General features: G+C 38.4%; 16 protein-coding genes. 6 read left to right on the plus strand and 10 right to left on the minus strand.

What is annotated here, in order from left to right; genetic code table 11:
- Positions 1-246: 246 nt before the first annotated feature.
- The 8 genes from surE to A8B79_RS02920 all read right to left on the minus strand — a co-directional run bounded on the left by surE (position 247) and on the right by A8B79_RS02920 (position 5711).
- Positions 247-1008, minus strand: a complete 762-nt coding sequence (gene surE, locus A8B79_RS02885; RefSeq protein WP_066217738.1) for a 5'/3'-nucleotidase SurE — start codon at positions 1006-1008, stop codon at positions 247-249.
- Complete coding sequence (gene panB, locus A8B79_RS02890) at positions 1005-1835, minus strand: 3-methyl-2-oxobutanoate hydroxymethyltransferase (protein ID WP_066217740.1); 831 nt, start codon at positions 1833-1835, stop codon at positions 1005-1007. Before panB ends, surE begins: the two co-directional genes overlap by 4 nt.
- Positions 1836-1837: 2 nt before the next feature.
- Entirely contained in the window at positions 1838-2272 is a 435-nt protein-coding gene (fabZ, locus tag A8B79_RS02895) for a 3-hydroxyacyl-ACP dehydratase FabZ (RefSeq protein WP_066217742.1), read from the minus strand.
- A gap of 36 nt (positions 2273-2308) precedes the next feature.
- Positions 2309-2998 carry a bifunctional demethylmenaquinone methyltransferase/2-methoxy-6-polyprenyl-1,4-benzoquinol methylase UbiE gene (ubiE, locus tag A8B79_RS02900; protein WP_066217745.1) on the minus strand — a complete coding sequence of 230 codons (690 nt, stop codon included), beginning with the start codon at positions 2996-2998 and terminating at the stop codon, positions 2309-2311.
- A gap of 137 nt (positions 2999-3135) precedes the next feature.
- Positions 3136-3747 carry a histidine phosphatase family protein gene (locus A8B79_RS02905; RefSeq protein ID WP_066217747.1) on the minus strand — a complete coding sequence of 204 codons (612 nt, stop codon included), beginning with the start codon at positions 3745-3747 and terminating at the stop codon, positions 3136-3138.
- Positions 3744-4337 (minus strand): hypothetical protein, encoded by a 594-nt coding sequence (locus A8B79_RS02910; RefSeq protein WP_066217751.1) that lies wholly within the window; start codon positions 4335-4337, stop codon positions 3744-3746. The genes A8B79_RS02905 and A8B79_RS02910 overlap by 4 nt, the downstream gene beginning before the upstream one ends.
- Positions 4334-4981 carry a hypothetical protein gene (locus A8B79_RS02915; protein ID WP_066217752.1) on the minus strand — a complete coding sequence of 216 codons (648 nt, stop codon included), beginning with the start codon at positions 4979-4981 and terminating at the stop codon, positions 4334-4336. Before A8B79_RS02915 ends, A8B79_RS02910 begins: the two co-directional genes overlap by 4 nt.
- A 31-nt stretch (positions 4982-5012) precedes the next feature.
- On the minus strand, positions 5013-5711 hold the full coding sequence (locus A8B79_RS02920) for a ComF family protein (RefSeq protein ID WP_235603536.1): 699 nt from the start codon (positions 5709-5711) through the stop codon (positions 5013-5015).
- Positions 5712-5810: 99 nt separating this feature from the next.
- Between A8B79_RS02920 and A8B79_RS02925 the strand changes: the two genes are divergently transcribed.
- From A8B79_RS02925 to A8B79_RS02945, 5 genes are all read left to right on the plus strand, one after another.
- Entirely contained in the window at positions 5811-6902 is a 1092-nt protein-coding gene (locus A8B79_RS02925; RefSeq protein WP_066217753.1) for a helix-turn-helix domain-containing protein, read from the plus strand.
- 6 nt (positions 6903-6908) lie between these two features.
- The gene (gene ligA, locus A8B79_RS02930) at positions 6909-8909 is read left to right on the plus strand and encodes an NAD-dependent DNA ligase LigA (protein WP_066217754.1); all 2001 of its coding nucleotides are present in this window, start codon (positions 6909-6911) and stop codon (positions 8907-8909) included.
- A gap of 135 nt (positions 8910-9044) precedes the next feature.
- The gene (locus A8B79_RS02935; RefSeq protein WP_066217757.1) at positions 9045-10259 is read left to right on the plus strand and encodes an alanine dehydrogenase; all 1215 of its coding nucleotides are present in this window, start codon (positions 9045-9047) and stop codon (positions 10257-10259) included.
- Between the two features lie 74 nt (positions 10260-10333).
- Positions 10334-10699, plus strand: a complete 366-nt coding sequence (locus A8B79_RS02940) for a hypothetical protein (RefSeq protein WP_066217759.1) — start codon at positions 10334-10336, stop codon at positions 10697-10699.
- A gap of 10 nt (positions 10700-10709) precedes the next feature.
- The gene (locus A8B79_RS02945; protein WP_066217760.1) at positions 10710-11732 is read left to right on the plus strand and encodes a hypothetical protein; all 1023 of its coding nucleotides are present in this window, start codon (positions 10710-10712) and stop codon (positions 11730-11732) included.
- Here the strand turns inward: A8B79_RS02945 and acs are convergent.
- Complete coding sequence (acs, locus tag A8B79_RS02950; RefSeq protein ID WP_066217762.1) at positions 11729-13627, minus strand: acetate--CoA ligase; 1899 nt, start codon at positions 13625-13627, stop codon at positions 11729-11731. The genes A8B79_RS02945 and acs overlap by 4 nt on opposite strands.
- A gap of 273 nt (positions 13628-13900) precedes the next feature.
- Here acs and A8B79_RS02955 point away from each other — a divergent pair, with 273 nt between their 5' ends.
- Positions 13901-14437 carry a DUF6992 family protein gene (locus A8B79_RS02955; protein WP_066217764.1) on the plus strand — a complete coding sequence of 179 codons (537 nt, stop codon included), beginning with the start codon at positions 13901-13903 and terminating at the stop codon, positions 14435-14437.
- Here the strand turns inward: A8B79_RS02955 and A8B79_RS02960 are convergent, their stop codons facing one another.
- Complete coding sequence (locus A8B79_RS02960) at positions 14438-15001, minus strand: RNA polymerase sigma factor (RefSeq protein ID WP_066217767.1); 564 nt, start codon at positions 14999-15001, stop codon at positions 14438-14440.
- Between the last annotated feature and the right edge of the window lie 356 nt (positions 15002-15357).

The following is a 15357-nucleotide window of genomic DNA, read 5'->3' on the forward strand; positions in this document are numbered from 1 at the left end:
TGCAATTCGGAAGCTCCTGCTTCCTCTTTTAAATCTTCCCTCTTGAGATTTTTTTAAAAGGAGATAGATTCAAAATCATGTCCTAAAACAAGCCGAAAACCGTCGACTTGATCATCTCCCTTCAAAGGGAGATTTTTAGATACTATCATTTTGAACGGTTGTGAGAAATCTAAAAATTTGTTTTAAAAAACGACCTTTAGATTTCTCAGTCGGCAGGCTCCTTCGAAATGACAACACAATCAATGATTACAGATCCTCTTCCCCAAACTCCTTCAACAAATTGTAATCAGTAAGATCATATTGAATTGGAGTAACGGTTGCATTTCCTTCGTTCAAAATATGGATATCAGAATCATTGCCTTCATCCAGCAACTCAAACTGCCCGGTTAGCCAGTAGTATGCACGATTAAAAGGATCTACACGATCTTCGTATTCTTCCACATAACGACTGTCCGCCATTCTGCTCCATTGAATTCCTTTGAATTCACCTTCAGGAGCATTTACGTTCAAAGTCACTCCTTTTGGAAGTCCTTTATCGAGCACAAATTTTACTACTCTGCGCGCTGCTTCCTGAGCGCCTTTCAGATCAGCCTGTTCCGGATAAGCTGTACAACTTACGGCAATAGACGGATATCCAAGAATAGTTCCCTCAGTAGCTGCACTCACGGTTCCTGAGTATAAAATATTGATACCCGCATTACTACCATGATTGATTCCGCTCAAAACAAGATCAGGTTTTCTATCCAATAGATTACCGTGAGCGAGTTTTACACAATCTGCAGGCGTTCCGTTAACAGCAAAGCCTTTGTATTTCTTCGCTACGGTCATCTCATTAGCCCGTAAGGGCACCGACATGGTAATTGCATGTCCTACAGCACTTTGTTGTCGATCAGGCGCTACAACCACAACTTCACCAAACTCTGAAGCTACTTCTGCAAGTGCTTTTATTCCCGGGGAGAAAATTCCGTCATCATTACAAACTAAGATCAATGGTTTGGAATTACTCATGAGCCTCCGTATTGCTCTTCATCGTTTGGAAAGTCTTTAGATTTTACATCAGAAATGTATTGTTGAACAGCGTCTGTCATGTTTGAATGCAGATCGGCATAGCGTCGCAAGAACCGTGGATTGAATCCTTTATTCAATCCCAGCATATCATGAAGAACAAGAACCTGTCCGTCACATCCGGCTCCGGCTCCAATACCTATCGTTGGAATATCCAACTCTTTGGAAACTCGTTCCGCTAACTTTGCAGGTATCTTTTCAAGCACTATCGAAAAACATCCCGCTTGTTGCAATAGTTTAGCATCGTTGATCAGATCCTGAGCTTCTTCTTCATCCGTTGCTCGCACTTTATAAGTTCCGAACTTGTAAATACTCTGTGGCGTTAATCCCAAATGGCCCATTACCGGTATTCCGGCGTCCACGATCTTTTTTACTGTATCAATGATGGGCTTTCCTCCTTCCATTTTCACAGCATGGGCGCCCGCTTCCTTCATCATACGTCCTGCATTGATCAGTGCTTCTTTTGCAGTAACCTGATAACTCATAAAAGGCATATCCGCGATCACCAGCGCTCTGTCAACACCACGTACTACACAAGATGTGTGATAGATCATATGATCTAAGGTCATAGGCACGGTAGTTTCAAAACCAGCCATTACATTACTTGCTGAATCGCCCACTAAAATGATCTCAATTCCTGCCTGATCAATGATTTGAGCCATTGTAAAATCATAGGCAGTCAACATAGAGATCTTCTCTCCTTGTTGTTTCATCTCCACAACAGTTTGTGTGGTTATTTTTGCAGGACGATCAGAAGTATTAGTACTCATAATTATTGGTTTTTTGGAACTACTGCTGCTGATGCTTCTATTTCACAAGCTACTTCGCCATCAACGGTAGCAACTCCGGTCATCACAACAAAATTTCTTCTCATTTGTCCCAAAGTAACTTCCAGTTTTAATTGGTCGCCCGGAACTACTTGTTTTCTGAATTTTGCATTCTTGATTCCGGTAAATACCATGATCGAATTTTCAGGATCTTCAACTTTTTGGGTCATCAGCAAAATTGCTCCGGCTTGTGCAAGTGCTTCTACCTGAAGAACGCCCGGCATGATTGGCTGTCCCGGAAAATGTCCGTTAAAAAACTCTTCGTTTGCCGTCACATTTTTAAGAGCCGTAATTTTTTCATCAGTGGTTTCTAACACACGATCTACCAATAAGAAAGGGTAGCGATGTGGGAGAATTTTCTTAATGTCTTCTATATGCATGTGTTTTCTTTAATTTTTAAGTGCGTGAATATACAATTATTGTACAACTCCTACATAAACGTAGGCAATTCCACCTGTTAATTTAACTGCTTTCGTTTCAGAAAATGACTTTGAGTTCTTCATCAGTTTCAAAAACTTTTTCCCGGCAGGAAAGGTAGCGCTTGTTCGGGGTAAGTAGGTATAAGCTTCTCTGTTTCCACTTAACCAACCTCCCACAGCAGGCATAATATGTTGGCTGTACAAATTATATGGGAACTTTAAAATTCCTTTTGGTTGTCCGAATTCCAGTACAACAACTCTGCCTCCCGGCTTAACTACCCGGGCAAGTTCTGTTAATGCAACCACTGGGTCATCCACATTTCTGATACCGAAAGCAATGCTTGAAATATCAAATCTACTGTCTTCATAAGGCAGATCCATAGCATCAGCTACTTCAAAATCTATCTTGAGACCTTTCTCTTCTGCTTTTGCAGGAGCCGGATCGATCATAGGTGCACAAAAATCTGTTCCCATCACGTATCCTGAATCACCAACGGCTTTTTTAAATTCGATTGCAAGATCACCTGTTCCTGTAGCACAATCCAGTACATGATCACCTTCTTTTGCTTCGCTTTCCAGTATCGCTTTTTTTCTCCAGGCATGATGCACTCCAAATGATAAGACGGTATTAACCCGATCGTAATCACTGGCTATATCCGCGAACATGGATCTTACTTTTTCACTCATAATTTCTATTGATCGTATTTATTCTGTTCCTATAAAACCAACCTTTTCATACAATGGTTTCAAGCATACAAAGATAAGGAAGATTGACCATAGAAATGAGTATAGTTTAAATGTGGTTTACCGGAAATTGCTTGAAATCAAAGCAGCAAATGACTCGTAACATTCAAATCCACAGCTTCAAAACCACTTTCTGTCCATGTAAGTGTATTTATTGCTCCATTTTGATGTTCGATCTGATGCATATTCTTCAAACCCAAGCCCAACCATTCTGAAAGAAGAATCCTGATCAACCTTCCGTGAAGCATAAATACTATACACTCATCATCAGACAACTTCAGGATCTCTTCGACTTTTAAATTGGCTCGTTTGTAAACCTGGATCGGTGTCTCTCCATTTTTAGGGCCGATCTCAAGTTTTCCGGAACTCCAACTTTCGTGCAAATGAACCAAGTCTGATTTAACTTCATCAAATGATTTACCTTCTAGATCCCCGAAATCCATCTCATCGAGTTCTGTATATGCTTCCGGTTTCAAGTTGAATAACCTGCACAGAGGTTCAGCGGATTCCTTAGCTCTTTTTAAACTACTGGTTACAATTTTGGAAACCGGTTTATCCTTCAAATAAATACTGATTGCATCGGCCTGTTTGCGCCCCGTATCATTTAAAGATGCATTGATACCTCTCCCCTGCATCAAATGAGATCTATTGAATCTGGTTTCTCCGTGACGAATTATATACAGTTGTTTCATAAACTGAGTGAGATATCGAACGCATCGAAATAAAGACTTTGATACATTTTTCTAAGCCCTGTCCTGAAAGTTTCTACCTGATATTCCGTAATTCTTTTTTCACTTGGCTTCATAAACTTGATCGGATCTTCAGGAAAAATGACTGAGGCCATATTAACTACAGTTTTTTTAGTTTCAGACGATACTATTTCACCATTAATTATAACATCGGCTTTCATTTTCATTACATAAACAGGTCCGGGTTTTAAAAAATTAAAAGTAAACCGTCCTCTTCTTACTCTGATCTCTTTTATATCAAAAATAATATCTGAAGATTCTGTACTCTCAGCCGATTCTAAATCCCCTGTTTGGTTTTTATATCCGGTTATGACTTGACTTAAAATTCGTTTTCCAATCTCATCAGGTAAATTGAGTTCAAGAATATTTTCTTGCGCATCCTCAGAAAACCACTTCGATGTATTTCCAAGCTCAACTTCAGATGCAGTCAAAGATACCGTTCGTACACTCGCATCCTTAGAAACTACAGAAACAGTTGATGAGCAACCGACGAGAACAAGTAAACAAAAACTTACACAAAATAAATTTCTCACTTGTTCTTCTTTCTTGTCTTGTGATAATTTACCGTCTTGAAAAGTGAATCCTGCATACTTTGAATGTTTCCGGAGTAAAGTCCTTCTTTGATTCCGTACCTCAACAATAGCATATTCAGAATTCTGTCCTGATGAGTAGCTTTTTGTGCACTTCTTTTTGATGATATCCAGGTGAGCAACATTTTTAGCAATCCTACTTTAAAAAGAAAGAAAAGCCCCAATCCAACCCAAGTAGCCGTTAGAACGCCCTGCATAGATAAGTAGATCAATGAAGCGGCTGTAGCAACATATAAGAAACCATCAAAATGAAATAACCTCGCCACTGCATTCAAAACAGGAGTTACAAATGCGCTTGTGTTATAATACCAAAAAAGGAAAAAAAGCAAAGCGATTCCCGCAGATAAAAAAGCATCAACACCAAGTAAAACGAGAACCAAATAAAGAATGAGAGAGATTCCATTACAACTACCAACCCAGTGATCTGCGTTCTTTATAATTTTTCCGATTTCATGTTTTTTCAACAAACCGGGAATATATTGCTGAATTGCTTCACTGGTTGTATGATACCAGTTCCCGTTTGATGTGGTGATCCCGTCAGGCAGTTCCACCATATTCCATTCAAATTTAGATGCCGTTCTACTCATTTTTCAAATATAGCCTAAACAATAACCGAATTCATGCCTGAGCTACAGTTACTATAAAAATTTTACCAGCTTTAGCTCTTTCTAACTCAGTTACCAATTCAAATGCAGTTGCTCCGGTTGTAAATACATCATCAATAATTATTATGTTTTTCCCGGAAATCTCTTCTTTTTGTACAACTTTGAAAGCCCCGGCTATATTTTCTCTTCTTTTATTAAGTGTAAATCCGGTTTGTGTTTTTGTGTTCTTAACACGCTCTACCACTCCTTTCTTCAGAATATCATACTTCATCTTTCCTGAAAAACCTTTGGCAATAAAAAAAGCCTGATTAAAGCCTCTGAGTTTTCTTTTTTTGAGATGAAGCGGCACCGGTAAAATGCTTGTGTTCTCAGCGTTGAAAGATTTCAGTATTTGTTCTTTTTTTATGGTGTTTCCTAAAATTGCGCCGAGATCTACTCCCACTCCCGTTAACCGATGATATTTCAACTTATGCAGGAGATCTTGTAGGTATCCACCTTTATCAAATTGCCATAAAGCAAATCGTCCGGCTACAGATTCAGGTAAATTTATTCTTTCTGCTCTGCCGCTAACTGCGCGCTCAAATCTATTTTGAGAACAATCATTACATATAAAATTCTGTCTTTTAGAAAGCGAAAAGCCACAAATAGCACATACTTTCGGAAACATTAATTCTGAAATCGAACTTCTGATATAGTTAATTACCTGTTCCAATAAATTTCATTTTAATTAACAAATATTGCTTTTGCTGTCTACTTTAATTACTTAGTTTGCTTCAACAATTACAAAAGGAAATAATTAAGCCGTTTTACTATGTCTTTGGGCAGCGATCTTGAAACCATACGGAAAGAAAAAAATCTTACTCTCGAAGATATTTTTGAGATAACTAAGATTCCTGTACATACCTTAAATTCTATCGAAAAAGACACTCTGTTTAAGAGTTCAAGCGAAAGTAAAACCTATTTACGCAGCTTTGTACGGTCTTATGCCAAAGCCCTGAAGATTTCTGATGCTCATATTTTAACTGCATTGGAATCTACTGAGAAGGACACCTATGACCATGACTTGATCAAGCTTATAAATCCCGAAACTTTATCAGAAGCATACAGCCTCAAGAAGGATAAAGTGAAAGTAGACAATGACAAAAGCATTGATTCAGAGGAACTTAAAACTGATACTTATCAGGAAGAAATTGATTCCAGCAATGAAAAAATAATTAAAGAAGAACCAAAAACTACCCGACCAACGGTTGATACCATCAATTGGGCGGATATGAGCAAGAAAGTCTATGCTTCTCCTGCAAATTCTAAAATTGGTTTATTATTAATTATAATTCTGATAATTGGTACCCTTGGTACTCTTGGATATTTCTATGGTGGAAACCTCATTGATATGTTTTCCTCAGAAGAAGCGTCGGAACCGCCAACTTCTATACAAGATCCGGTGCCATCAAATCAGGATGTACTTGCAATTCCCGGAGACTCCACAACTGTAGATGATAATTCTCAAGACAACAACTCGCTGAATACTTCCGAAAATTTCGTGCTTCCTGAAACCTTGACAGTGGTTCTTTATGCTGCATATGATAAACTGGAACCTGTTCGTGTAACCAGTGACTTTAATAATCGAACTAATCCTTTTTGGATGGACCAGGGTGAAGCGTATTATTTTGATTTTACAGACAGCCTTAGGGTCAGAGGTCAATACTCCCGTTTTTTACTGATGTATAATGGAAATGTGATCAATAATCCTCGCCAAAATCACTTTGATCCGGATTTTGATTCTATTGTTCTGACGAGAGAAATTTTAAGTGCACCTGAGTACCAACAAAACTCAACAGACAACTTCCCTCCAAACCTTGGGGTAGCCGCTCCGGACAGCATCATCTACAGAATTCAATTTTAGTTTTTCATGAATAAAGATCAGGCTCAGAAACGTGTTAAGGAGCTAAAAGATCTGCTCCGGGAAGCTAATAAAGCTTACTACAACGACGCTCAGCCTTTTATGAGCGATAAAGAATTTGATGAAAAGCTAAAGGAATTAGAAGCTCTGGAGAATGAGTTTGATATTCATGATCCCAATTCCCCGACAAAAAGAGTAGGTGGAGAAACCTCCTCAACTTTCGAGGCGGTTCAACATCCGGTTCCTTTACTGAGCCTGGATAACACTTATAATGAAGAAGAGCTGAATGATTTTGACAAAAGAGTTCAGAAAATTCTGGAGCATTCGGATTATGAATATCTTGTTGAACTAAAATTTGACGGAGCTTCTCTCAGACTTCGATATGAAAACGGCGAACTCGTTTTAGGAGCGACACGGGGTGATGGCCAAAAAGGCGATGATATCACCAAAAATGTACGCACCATTCGAAATATTCCCCTTCAACTAAAAGGAAATTTCCCGGATGTTGTTGAAGTACGAGGCGAAGCTTTTATGGAACGTGAAGCTTTTGCACGCTTAAATCAGAAAAGAGAAGAAGAAGGGTTAAGCACTTTTGCCAATCCTCGTAATTCTACTGCCGGTTCTCTGAAAATGCAGGATCCCAAAGCTGTTTCCCAGCGCCCAATTCGTTTTTTCGCATTTGACCTGTTGTTCGATGAAGAAGAAGCTTCACTCACTCAAGACAAAATAAATGAACTCATAAAAGAATTTGGGTTGCCTGCTAACGAGTACCCAAAAGTGTGTAAGTCCATCTCTGAGGTTCATGAAGTAATTAAAGAATGGGATGAACTCCGTCACACACTTCCGTATGAAACTGACGGCGTGGTTATTAAAATCAATCAAACTCATTTAAGAGATCAACTTGGAAGTACTTCTAAATTTCCCAGATGGGCTATAGCTTATAAATTTGAAGCTGAACAAGCGACTACCGTCATTAATGATATCACCCTTCAGATTGGCCGATTGGGAACCATCACTCCCGTTGCGGAACTGGAACCTGTTTTGTTGGCCGGAACTACAGTAAAGCGTGCTTCTCTTCACAATGAAGACGAAATTCATCGTAAAGATATCCGAATTGGCGATACTGTTGTTGTGGAAAAAGCCGGAGAGATCATTCCACAGGTAATAAGCGTAGTAAATCCGGATAGAAAAGATCGGTCGAAGGAATTTGAGTTTCCTAAAACTTGTCCCGCCTGTGATGCACAACTCATTAAATACGAAGGAGAAGTAGCCTGGAGATGCATTAATCCTGAATGTCCTCCACAAGTGCGCATAAAAATTGAACACTTTGCCGCTCGTGACGCCCTTGACATAGAAGGTTTAGGAGAATCTGTAGTTGATCAACTGGTGTCAGAGAAATTGATCTCTAATTACGGCGACCTTTATGATCTTACTATCGACCACATCATTCCCTTGGAAAGGATGGCTGAAAAAAGTGCACAGAATTTGATTAACGGAATTGCATCCAGCAAAAATCAACCTTTCGAAAAAGTACTTTACGCACTTGGAATTCGATTTGTAGGCAAAACAGTAGCAAAAGATCTTGCTGAGGCATTCAAAACATTAGAAAATTTACAATCTGCTACTGAAGATGAACTACTTGGTGTCGACTCCATCGGACCGCGCATAGCAGAATCTGTGATTGAATTTTTCAGCAATGAGATAAACCAAAAGATCCTTGCAAAGCTTCAGTCTGCCGGACTACAGTTTGAAATCGAAGAAAAAGAACTGGCATCAAATATCCTCGAAGGGAAAAAAATTGTGTTAACGGGTACATTACCCACACTCTCCCGAAATGAAGCTAAAGAGCTCATCGAAAAAAATGGAGGAAAAACCGCTTCATCTGTAAGTAAAAACACAGACTACGTTTTAGCAGGTGAATCTGCCGGGAGCAAGCTTACTAAAGCACAGGATCTAGGTGTAGAGATATTGGATGAAGAACTATTTTTGTCAATGATCAATAGAGGCTGATAACTTTGTCATTTCTAAGGAGCTTGCTGACAGAGAAATCTGCAAATCCATTTAAAATAAATATGGATTTCTCACATTCGTTCGAAATGACAGCCCCGTTTTAGTATATTTCATGTAAAATAAACTCTGCTGCTAATGGAACTCAACCCTCTGGATACTGAACAGATTGGTTTAAAAACGCTCGAAAAACATCTCATTCGCTCCAAAAGTGAGGTCTCGCTTAGAATCGGGCTTCCTAAAGAAATGTCTAATGATGAACACAGAGTTTCTCTTACACCGGGTGGAGTTTCCATACTCAGGGGAAATGGCCATGAAGTTTTTATAGAAAAAGGAGCCGGAGAAGAAGCTAATTTTTCTGATCGCGATTATGCTGATGCCGGAGCCGAGATCGCTTATACTGCTGAGGATGTCTTTAAGAAATCTGAATTGATACTTAAAGTCGCACCTCTTTCCGATGAAGAACTGGAATATCTGGATCAGGATCAGTCTATTATCTCTGCTTTACATATTGGTACTCAAAGAGAAAATTACTTTGATGAATTGCTCAAAAAATCTGTGATCGGGATAGCCTATGAATTTATATGTGACAGCGACAAAGAATTTCCGATTGTCAGAATGATGCACGAGATCACAGGGTCTCTCGCTGTCCAAAAAGCTGCGCATTATCTGGAAAATCAGAGCCTGGGGCAGGGCATTATGCTTGGAGGTATTTCAGGAGTTCCTCCGGCCACAGTTGTAATTCTTGGTGCAGGAATAACAGGAGAATATGCTGCTCGTACCGCTTTAGGATATGGTGCTCAGGTTTTTGTTATGGATACCAACCTGAATGCATTACGTCGACTCGAAAATGCTCTGGACAGAAGGATAATCACTGCTGTAGCAAATGAACAGTATTTAAGTTCTGCACTAAAATTCGCTGATGTAATTATTGGCGCAGCAATGGCAGAAGGAGATCGCTCTCCGTGTTGGGTAACCGAAGACATGGTGATGGGAATGAAACCCGGAAGTGTGATCGTGGATACCGTTATTGATCAGGGCGGATGTATCGCCACGAGTAGGGCAACTACGCATTCAAACCCAATTTATAAAGCTTTTGATGTAACTCATTATTGCGTTCCCAATATGCCTTCTGATGTTGCCCGAACAGCCACTTATGCACTTAATAATGTGTTAGTGCCTTATATTTTGGCTATCGGCGATGCCGGCGGCGTGAAAGAATGTCTTTGGGATAATACTGCTTTAAGAAGCGGAACGTACTCATACAAAAAGCATCTTACCAAAAAATCTTTAGCTAAAATGTTTGACATGGATTATCGAGAAATTGAAATGCTGATTGCTTCTAAAATATAATTCTAAATGATGGATTATGAATTTTGAGTCTAAGTCTTAACTCAAAATTCATAACTCAACATTCATAATTCCAAATGTCCGAACTTTCCGAATCCAATTATAGACGTATCGTCATCATCAACTGGTTGCTGAGTGTGCCTATGATGGTTCTTTTTGCCTGGCCGTATTATTATGCTGCTATGCTGGTTGGCATGGATGAAAGCTTTAGATACATCGGAGCGTTTATGTTCGCTCTGCCTTTTATGATCACTATTCTGCACGGACACGTAACTATGGCTCTGGGATCAGCTCACCGCCAACATTATTACGACTGGCTCCACAAACATTCCTTCACGTACGGACTATTCTTCTTTCCCGTTCTGGTTTCCACCCGCTTCAGAATGATCTTGTTGGTAATCAGTCTGGCTTTCTTACCTGTTGGGTATTTGTTGGGACTTTAAAATTATTAACATGAAAAATATTACATATTTATTTGGGGCAGGGGCAAGTGCAGAAAAACTACCATTGGTTAAAGATCTACCGAATAAGCTAGCAGATTTTAAATCATTCTTAGAAAATAGCTTTTTAGAAAATGATGATGAACCTGTAAAAGTAGATGACCACTACGACCTAAATCTAACTTATAGCATAGTTAGAAAAAGACTTATAAATGACATTGAATGGTTGGCAACTGCAAGTGAGAAACATTCAAGCATTGATACGTTTGCAAAAAAACTATTCATCCGTGGAGAGAAGGATTTACTAAGAAACCTAAAGACGTTACTTACAATTTACTTTTCATTTGAGCAGCTTCGTGTTTCACCTGACCCTAGATATGATGCTTTTTTCGCTTCCATTATTAGTTCATCAATAACCAATCTACCTAGTAACATAAATATTCTAAGCTGGAACTATGACAGTCAATTCGAATTATCATTTTCTGAATATTTAAAAAATGATAATGTATTCAAAAATGAACAATGGCTACGAACAAGAAATAAATATAAAAATTCAAAGCATGATGATGGCTTTGGACTATACAAACTCAATGGAACAGCACGGTTTTTTAAAAACCTCATAAATAACGATGATTACTCAATTTTGCGAAGTGTCTCAGATGAAATTAATTATGACTATTTAAAAAGAGCTATATTTGCTTATCAGTCTTCCGTAGAAAATAAATTTTTTCCTTCACTATCATTTTCATGGGAAAGAGATATAGCAGAAAAATCAATAATTGATAAAGCAGCAAGAGCAGTACAAAATAGTAATGTTTTAGTAGTTATTGGATATTCCTTCCCTTTTTTCAATAGAGACATAGACAAGACGATAATTCAGTGTATGGGGTCTTTAGAAAAAGTTTACATACAAGATCCATACGCTACCAAATTGGAAGAAAGATTCAATTCTTTCAAGGCCGGTTATCAAGAAAAAATAGATATAATTCCTATCGAAAAAGATCTCGACCAATTTTTTCTTCCACCTGAACTTTAAATCGCCTTCCCTTCTTTGATTTCCTCCACCACACTTGGATCCAGTAAAGTTGAAGTGTCTCCCAAATTGTCCATATCCTTGGAAGCAATTTTTCGGAGAATACGTCGCATGATCTTTCCGGAACGTGTTTTCGGTAATCCTGAAACGATCTGAATTTGATCAGGTTTTGCAATTGGTCCAATGATCTTAACAACCAGATCCAATAACTCTTTCTTGAATGCATCGGTATCTTTTATTTCTTCATCACAGATCATGAATGCATATACGCCCTGACCTTTTATATCATGCGGATATCCAACGACAGCTGTTTCTACCACTTTATCATGTTCGTCAAGTGCATTTTCAATTTCAGCAGTTCCTAAGCGGTGACCTGAAACATTCAACACATCATCCACACGCCCTGTAATTCGGTAATAACCGTCTTCATCTCTACGGCAACCATCGCCGGTAAAATAATAACCTTTGTAGGTGCTCAGATAAGTTTGCTTATACCGCTCATGATCTCCATAAACCGTTCTCGCAATAGAAGGCCACGGATGTTTGATACAAAGGTTTCCTTGCACATCATTTCCTTCAATTTCATTACCATCTTCATCCATTAACACCGGAAAAACTCCCGGTAGAGGAAGCGTTGCAAAACCCGGCTTAGTAGGAGTAATTCCGCCCAGCGGTGATATCATGATTCCACCCGTTTCCGTTTGCCACCAAGTATCCACAATCGAGCAATTCCCATTTCCAATATGCTCGTCATACCAATGCCATGCTTCTTCGTTGATCGGTTCACCAACAGAACCGAGGATCTTGAGCGAACTCAGATCATATTTCTTCACGAAATCCAGATCGTAACTCATGAGTGCACGAATTGCTGTTGGAGCAGTATAAAAATGAGTCACTTTATACTTTTCAACTACTTCCCAAAATCTTCCCGCATCAGGATAAGTTGGTGTTCCTTCAAAGATAATTCCTGTTGTTCCGGTAAACAGCGGACCGTAAATAATATAACTGTGCCCTGTGATCCAGCCTGCATCCGCAGTACACCAATACACGTCATCGGCTCCAACTTGAAATACATTTCGGAATGAATAACTGGTGTACACCATATATCCACCACAAGTATGAACAACTCCTTTTGGCTTTCCTGTTGAACCTGATGTATATAAAATGAATAATGGATCTTCAGCATCCATTTCTACCGCTTCATGCTTTTTGGATGCGTTTCGAATCAAATTATGCCACCATTCGTCACGTCCTTCCACCCAGTCAATATCACGGTTAGTACGCTGACATACGATCACGCTTTCTATTGAAGGGCTGGTTTTCAGCGCTTCATCAGAAATATCTTTAAGAGGAACGTGCTTATCTCCTCTTCTCAATCCATCATTTGTGATCAGCATTTTTGCATCACAATCATTAATGCGATCACTCAAGGACTGAGCTGAAAATCCTGCAAATACAATAGAATGAACTGCTCCGATTCGGGCACAAGCCAATGCAGCGATCACAAGCTCAGGTGTCATCGCCATATAAATACAAACTCTGTCTCCCTTTTTAATTCCTTTGCTTTCCAACACATTACTAAATCTACAAACATCTTCGTGCAGCTGTCTAAATGTGATAGTTCTGCGAAAAGAATCCGGGTGATTTGGCTCAAATATAAAAGCCGTTTTGTTCCCAATCGTATTCAAATGACGATCTAGAGCATTTTCTGTAATATTAAGCTTACCGCCCTCAAACCATTTTATGTCTGCTGTTTCAAATCCACCACTTTGAACTTTATCCCATCTTTTCCGCCAGTAAAAAGTTCCAGCTTCATGTTCCCAAAAAGCTAAACGGTCTTTTTCGCTTTCCTGAAAGGTTTCTTTATAATCATCGAACGATTTAATATTCAGCCACATTCTATACGTGATTTAGTTTTATTATTTAGGCTTTGATGTTGACGTTTTTTCAGCGGATAATCAAGTCAAAAGATTGTAAAATTGAGCCCAGGTTTTTACAGCTGTTTTCAAATTACCTTACGATTCATCTCCTTTTTTAATTATTTCTTCAATAAAAAGAAAGAAAACTAATCCGATTTTACCTTAAATATGATAGCATCTAAAATTTGTTACAAAAAAAATTACTTCGTGTCGATTTTTTTCGTGATCACTTTTCTATGCTCAGGTCAGAGTATGTTACACTCTCAAAATCAGAAATTTCACACTAAATTTGTTCTCAAAAATTCTATTTCCACTCAAAAAACCGGAATGATTGTGCTAGGAAGTTGGGCAACTTCAAATATTATTTCGGGTACAATAGGGTATTACAGATCCGATAACAGTTCCAGATATTTTCACCAAATGAATACCGCATGGAACCTCGTGAATCTTGGGATTGCCGGATTTGGCTACAAAGGTGCTTCTGAGATAGACCTAGATCTTGGGTACGAGGCTGCTCTGGATAAAATGCAAAGTTTTGATAAGCTGTTACTCATAAATTCCGGATTAGATCTGCTTTATATCGGAAGTGGCGCCTGGCTTTGGGATCAGGGAATTGATACAAGCTCTGAACGTTTAACCGGCTATGGGAAGTCCATTGTACTTCAAGGAAGCTTTCTTTTACTTTTTGATATTAGTCTGTATTTGATTCATCGTAGGCATGCCAAAAATCTAGGTGAAAGGTCAATCCAATTAACTTTTACAGGCAATGGTTTCCTGCTTAGTTTCTGATTATTCGTTAGATTTTCTTTTATAACAATGGTGCAACCTACTTAAGATCCTATGCTTTTTAGTTCTTACATTGGAAGAGGACATATCAAACTCTTCACTAGCTTCTTCAGTAGTTGTATCAGGCTTGTCAATAAAATGTTCAATGAATTCTCTTGATTTTTCCTGGAGTTCTTCGAGGCACCTTTTTAAGATCTCCTGTCTCTCTTTATCAATCAGTCGTTGATATTGTTGCTCGGGTACAAATTGCTCGTTAAGAGCTTCTTCTTCATACTTAAATCTGTGCTTCTTCTTAATATATCTCAGGTACTCATGCCTGCAAGATTTAATCAAATAGCTGAAAAAGTATTTCGGCTCTTTGATCTTATCTTTACGGACTTGTTCAAATACATCCACAAATGCCTGTTGTACACATTCTCCTGCATCATTAGCGTCTGCACTCATAGTAACAACAAGATAGTCTTCTAACCTTCCAATTACTTCTGAAACAAGTTCATTGGCTTTAGAATCATCCCCGCTTTGTAGAGCTTCAACCAGCTCTGAATAATCAACTCTAGCTTTTGTCAATGATAGACATCAATCTGTTATAGTTTAGACTAATCACTCTTTTCAATTAGCTTATTTACGACTGAATATAAAACTAAGTAAGTGACATCAAAAACCTTTTTTGACTATTTACGGGGCGATTAGAAACTTAATATTAATTTTTTTTAACATTTTTTTGGGTAGAAATTTTTTTTAACCATAGATTAATGCTGTAACAAATTACTGGGGAGTTACTCTTGTTGTGGATTATAAATCTGTTTAAAAGCTGATTTATGCCTTATAAGAATTTGTAACAATTGGAGATAAAACTTCTCTTGTACTTAACTAATAATTTATCAAACAAATAAATATCATGAAATCATTTAAATCTCTTTTCG

The organism is Balneola sp. EhC07, assembly GCF_001650905.1.
GTDB lineage: Bacteria > Bacteroidota > Rhodothermia > Balneolales > Balneolaceae > Balneola.

What these genes read in the sequence shown, in the direction of transcription:
- surE (WP_066217738.1), bottom strand. Translation starts at nt 1,008, where the DNA reads ATGAGTAATTCCAAACCATTGATCTTAGTTTGTAATGATGACGGAATT.
- panB (WP_066217740.1), bottom strand. Translation starts at nt 1,835, where the DNA reads ATGAGTACTAATACTTCTGATCGTCCTGCAAAAATAACCACACAAACT.
- fabZ (WP_066217742.1), bottom strand. Translation starts at nt 2,272, where the DNA reads ATGCATATAGAAGACATTAAGAAAATTCTCCCACATCGCTACCCTTTC.
- ubiE (WP_066217745.1), bottom strand. Translation starts at nt 2,998, where the DNA reads ATGAGTGAAAAAGTAAGATCCATGTTCGCGGATATAGCCAGTGATTAC.
- A8B79_RS02905 (WP_066217747.1), bottom strand. Translation starts at nt 3,747, where the DNA reads ATGAAACAACTGTATATAATTCGTCACGGAGAAACCAGATTCAATAGA.
- A8B79_RS02915 (WP_066217752.1), bottom strand. Translation starts at nt 4,981, where the DNA reads ATGAGTAGAACGGCATCTAAATTTGAATGGAATATGGTGGAACTGCCT.
- A8B79_RS02925 (WP_066217753.1), top strand. Translation starts at nt 5,811, where the DNA reads ATGTCTTTGGGCAGCGATCTTGAAACCATACGGAAAGAAAAAAATCTT.
- ligA (WP_066217754.1), top strand. Translation starts at nt 6,909, where the DNA reads ATGAATAAAGATCAGGCTCAGAAACGTGTTAAGGAGCTAAAAGATCTG.
- A8B79_RS02935 (WP_066217757.1), top strand. Translation starts at nt 9,045, where the DNA reads ATGGAACTCAACCCTCTGGATACTGAACAGATTGGTTTAAAAACGCTC.
- A8B79_RS02940 (WP_066217759.1), top strand. Translation starts at nt 10,334, where the DNA reads ATGTCCGAACTTTCCGAATCCAATTATAGACGTATCGTCATCATCAAC.
- A8B79_RS02945 (WP_066217760.1), top strand. Translation starts at nt 10,710, where the DNA reads ATGAAAAATATTACATATTTATTTGGGGCAGGGGCAAGTGCAGAAAAA.
- acs (WP_066217762.1), bottom strand. Translation starts at nt 13,627, where the DNA reads ATGTGGCTGAATATTAAATCGTTCGATGATTATAAAGAAACCTTTCAG.
- A8B79_RS02955 (WP_066217764.1), top strand. Translation starts at nt 13,901, where the DNA reads ATGTTACACTCTCAAAATCAGAAATTTCACACTAAATTTGTTCTCAAA.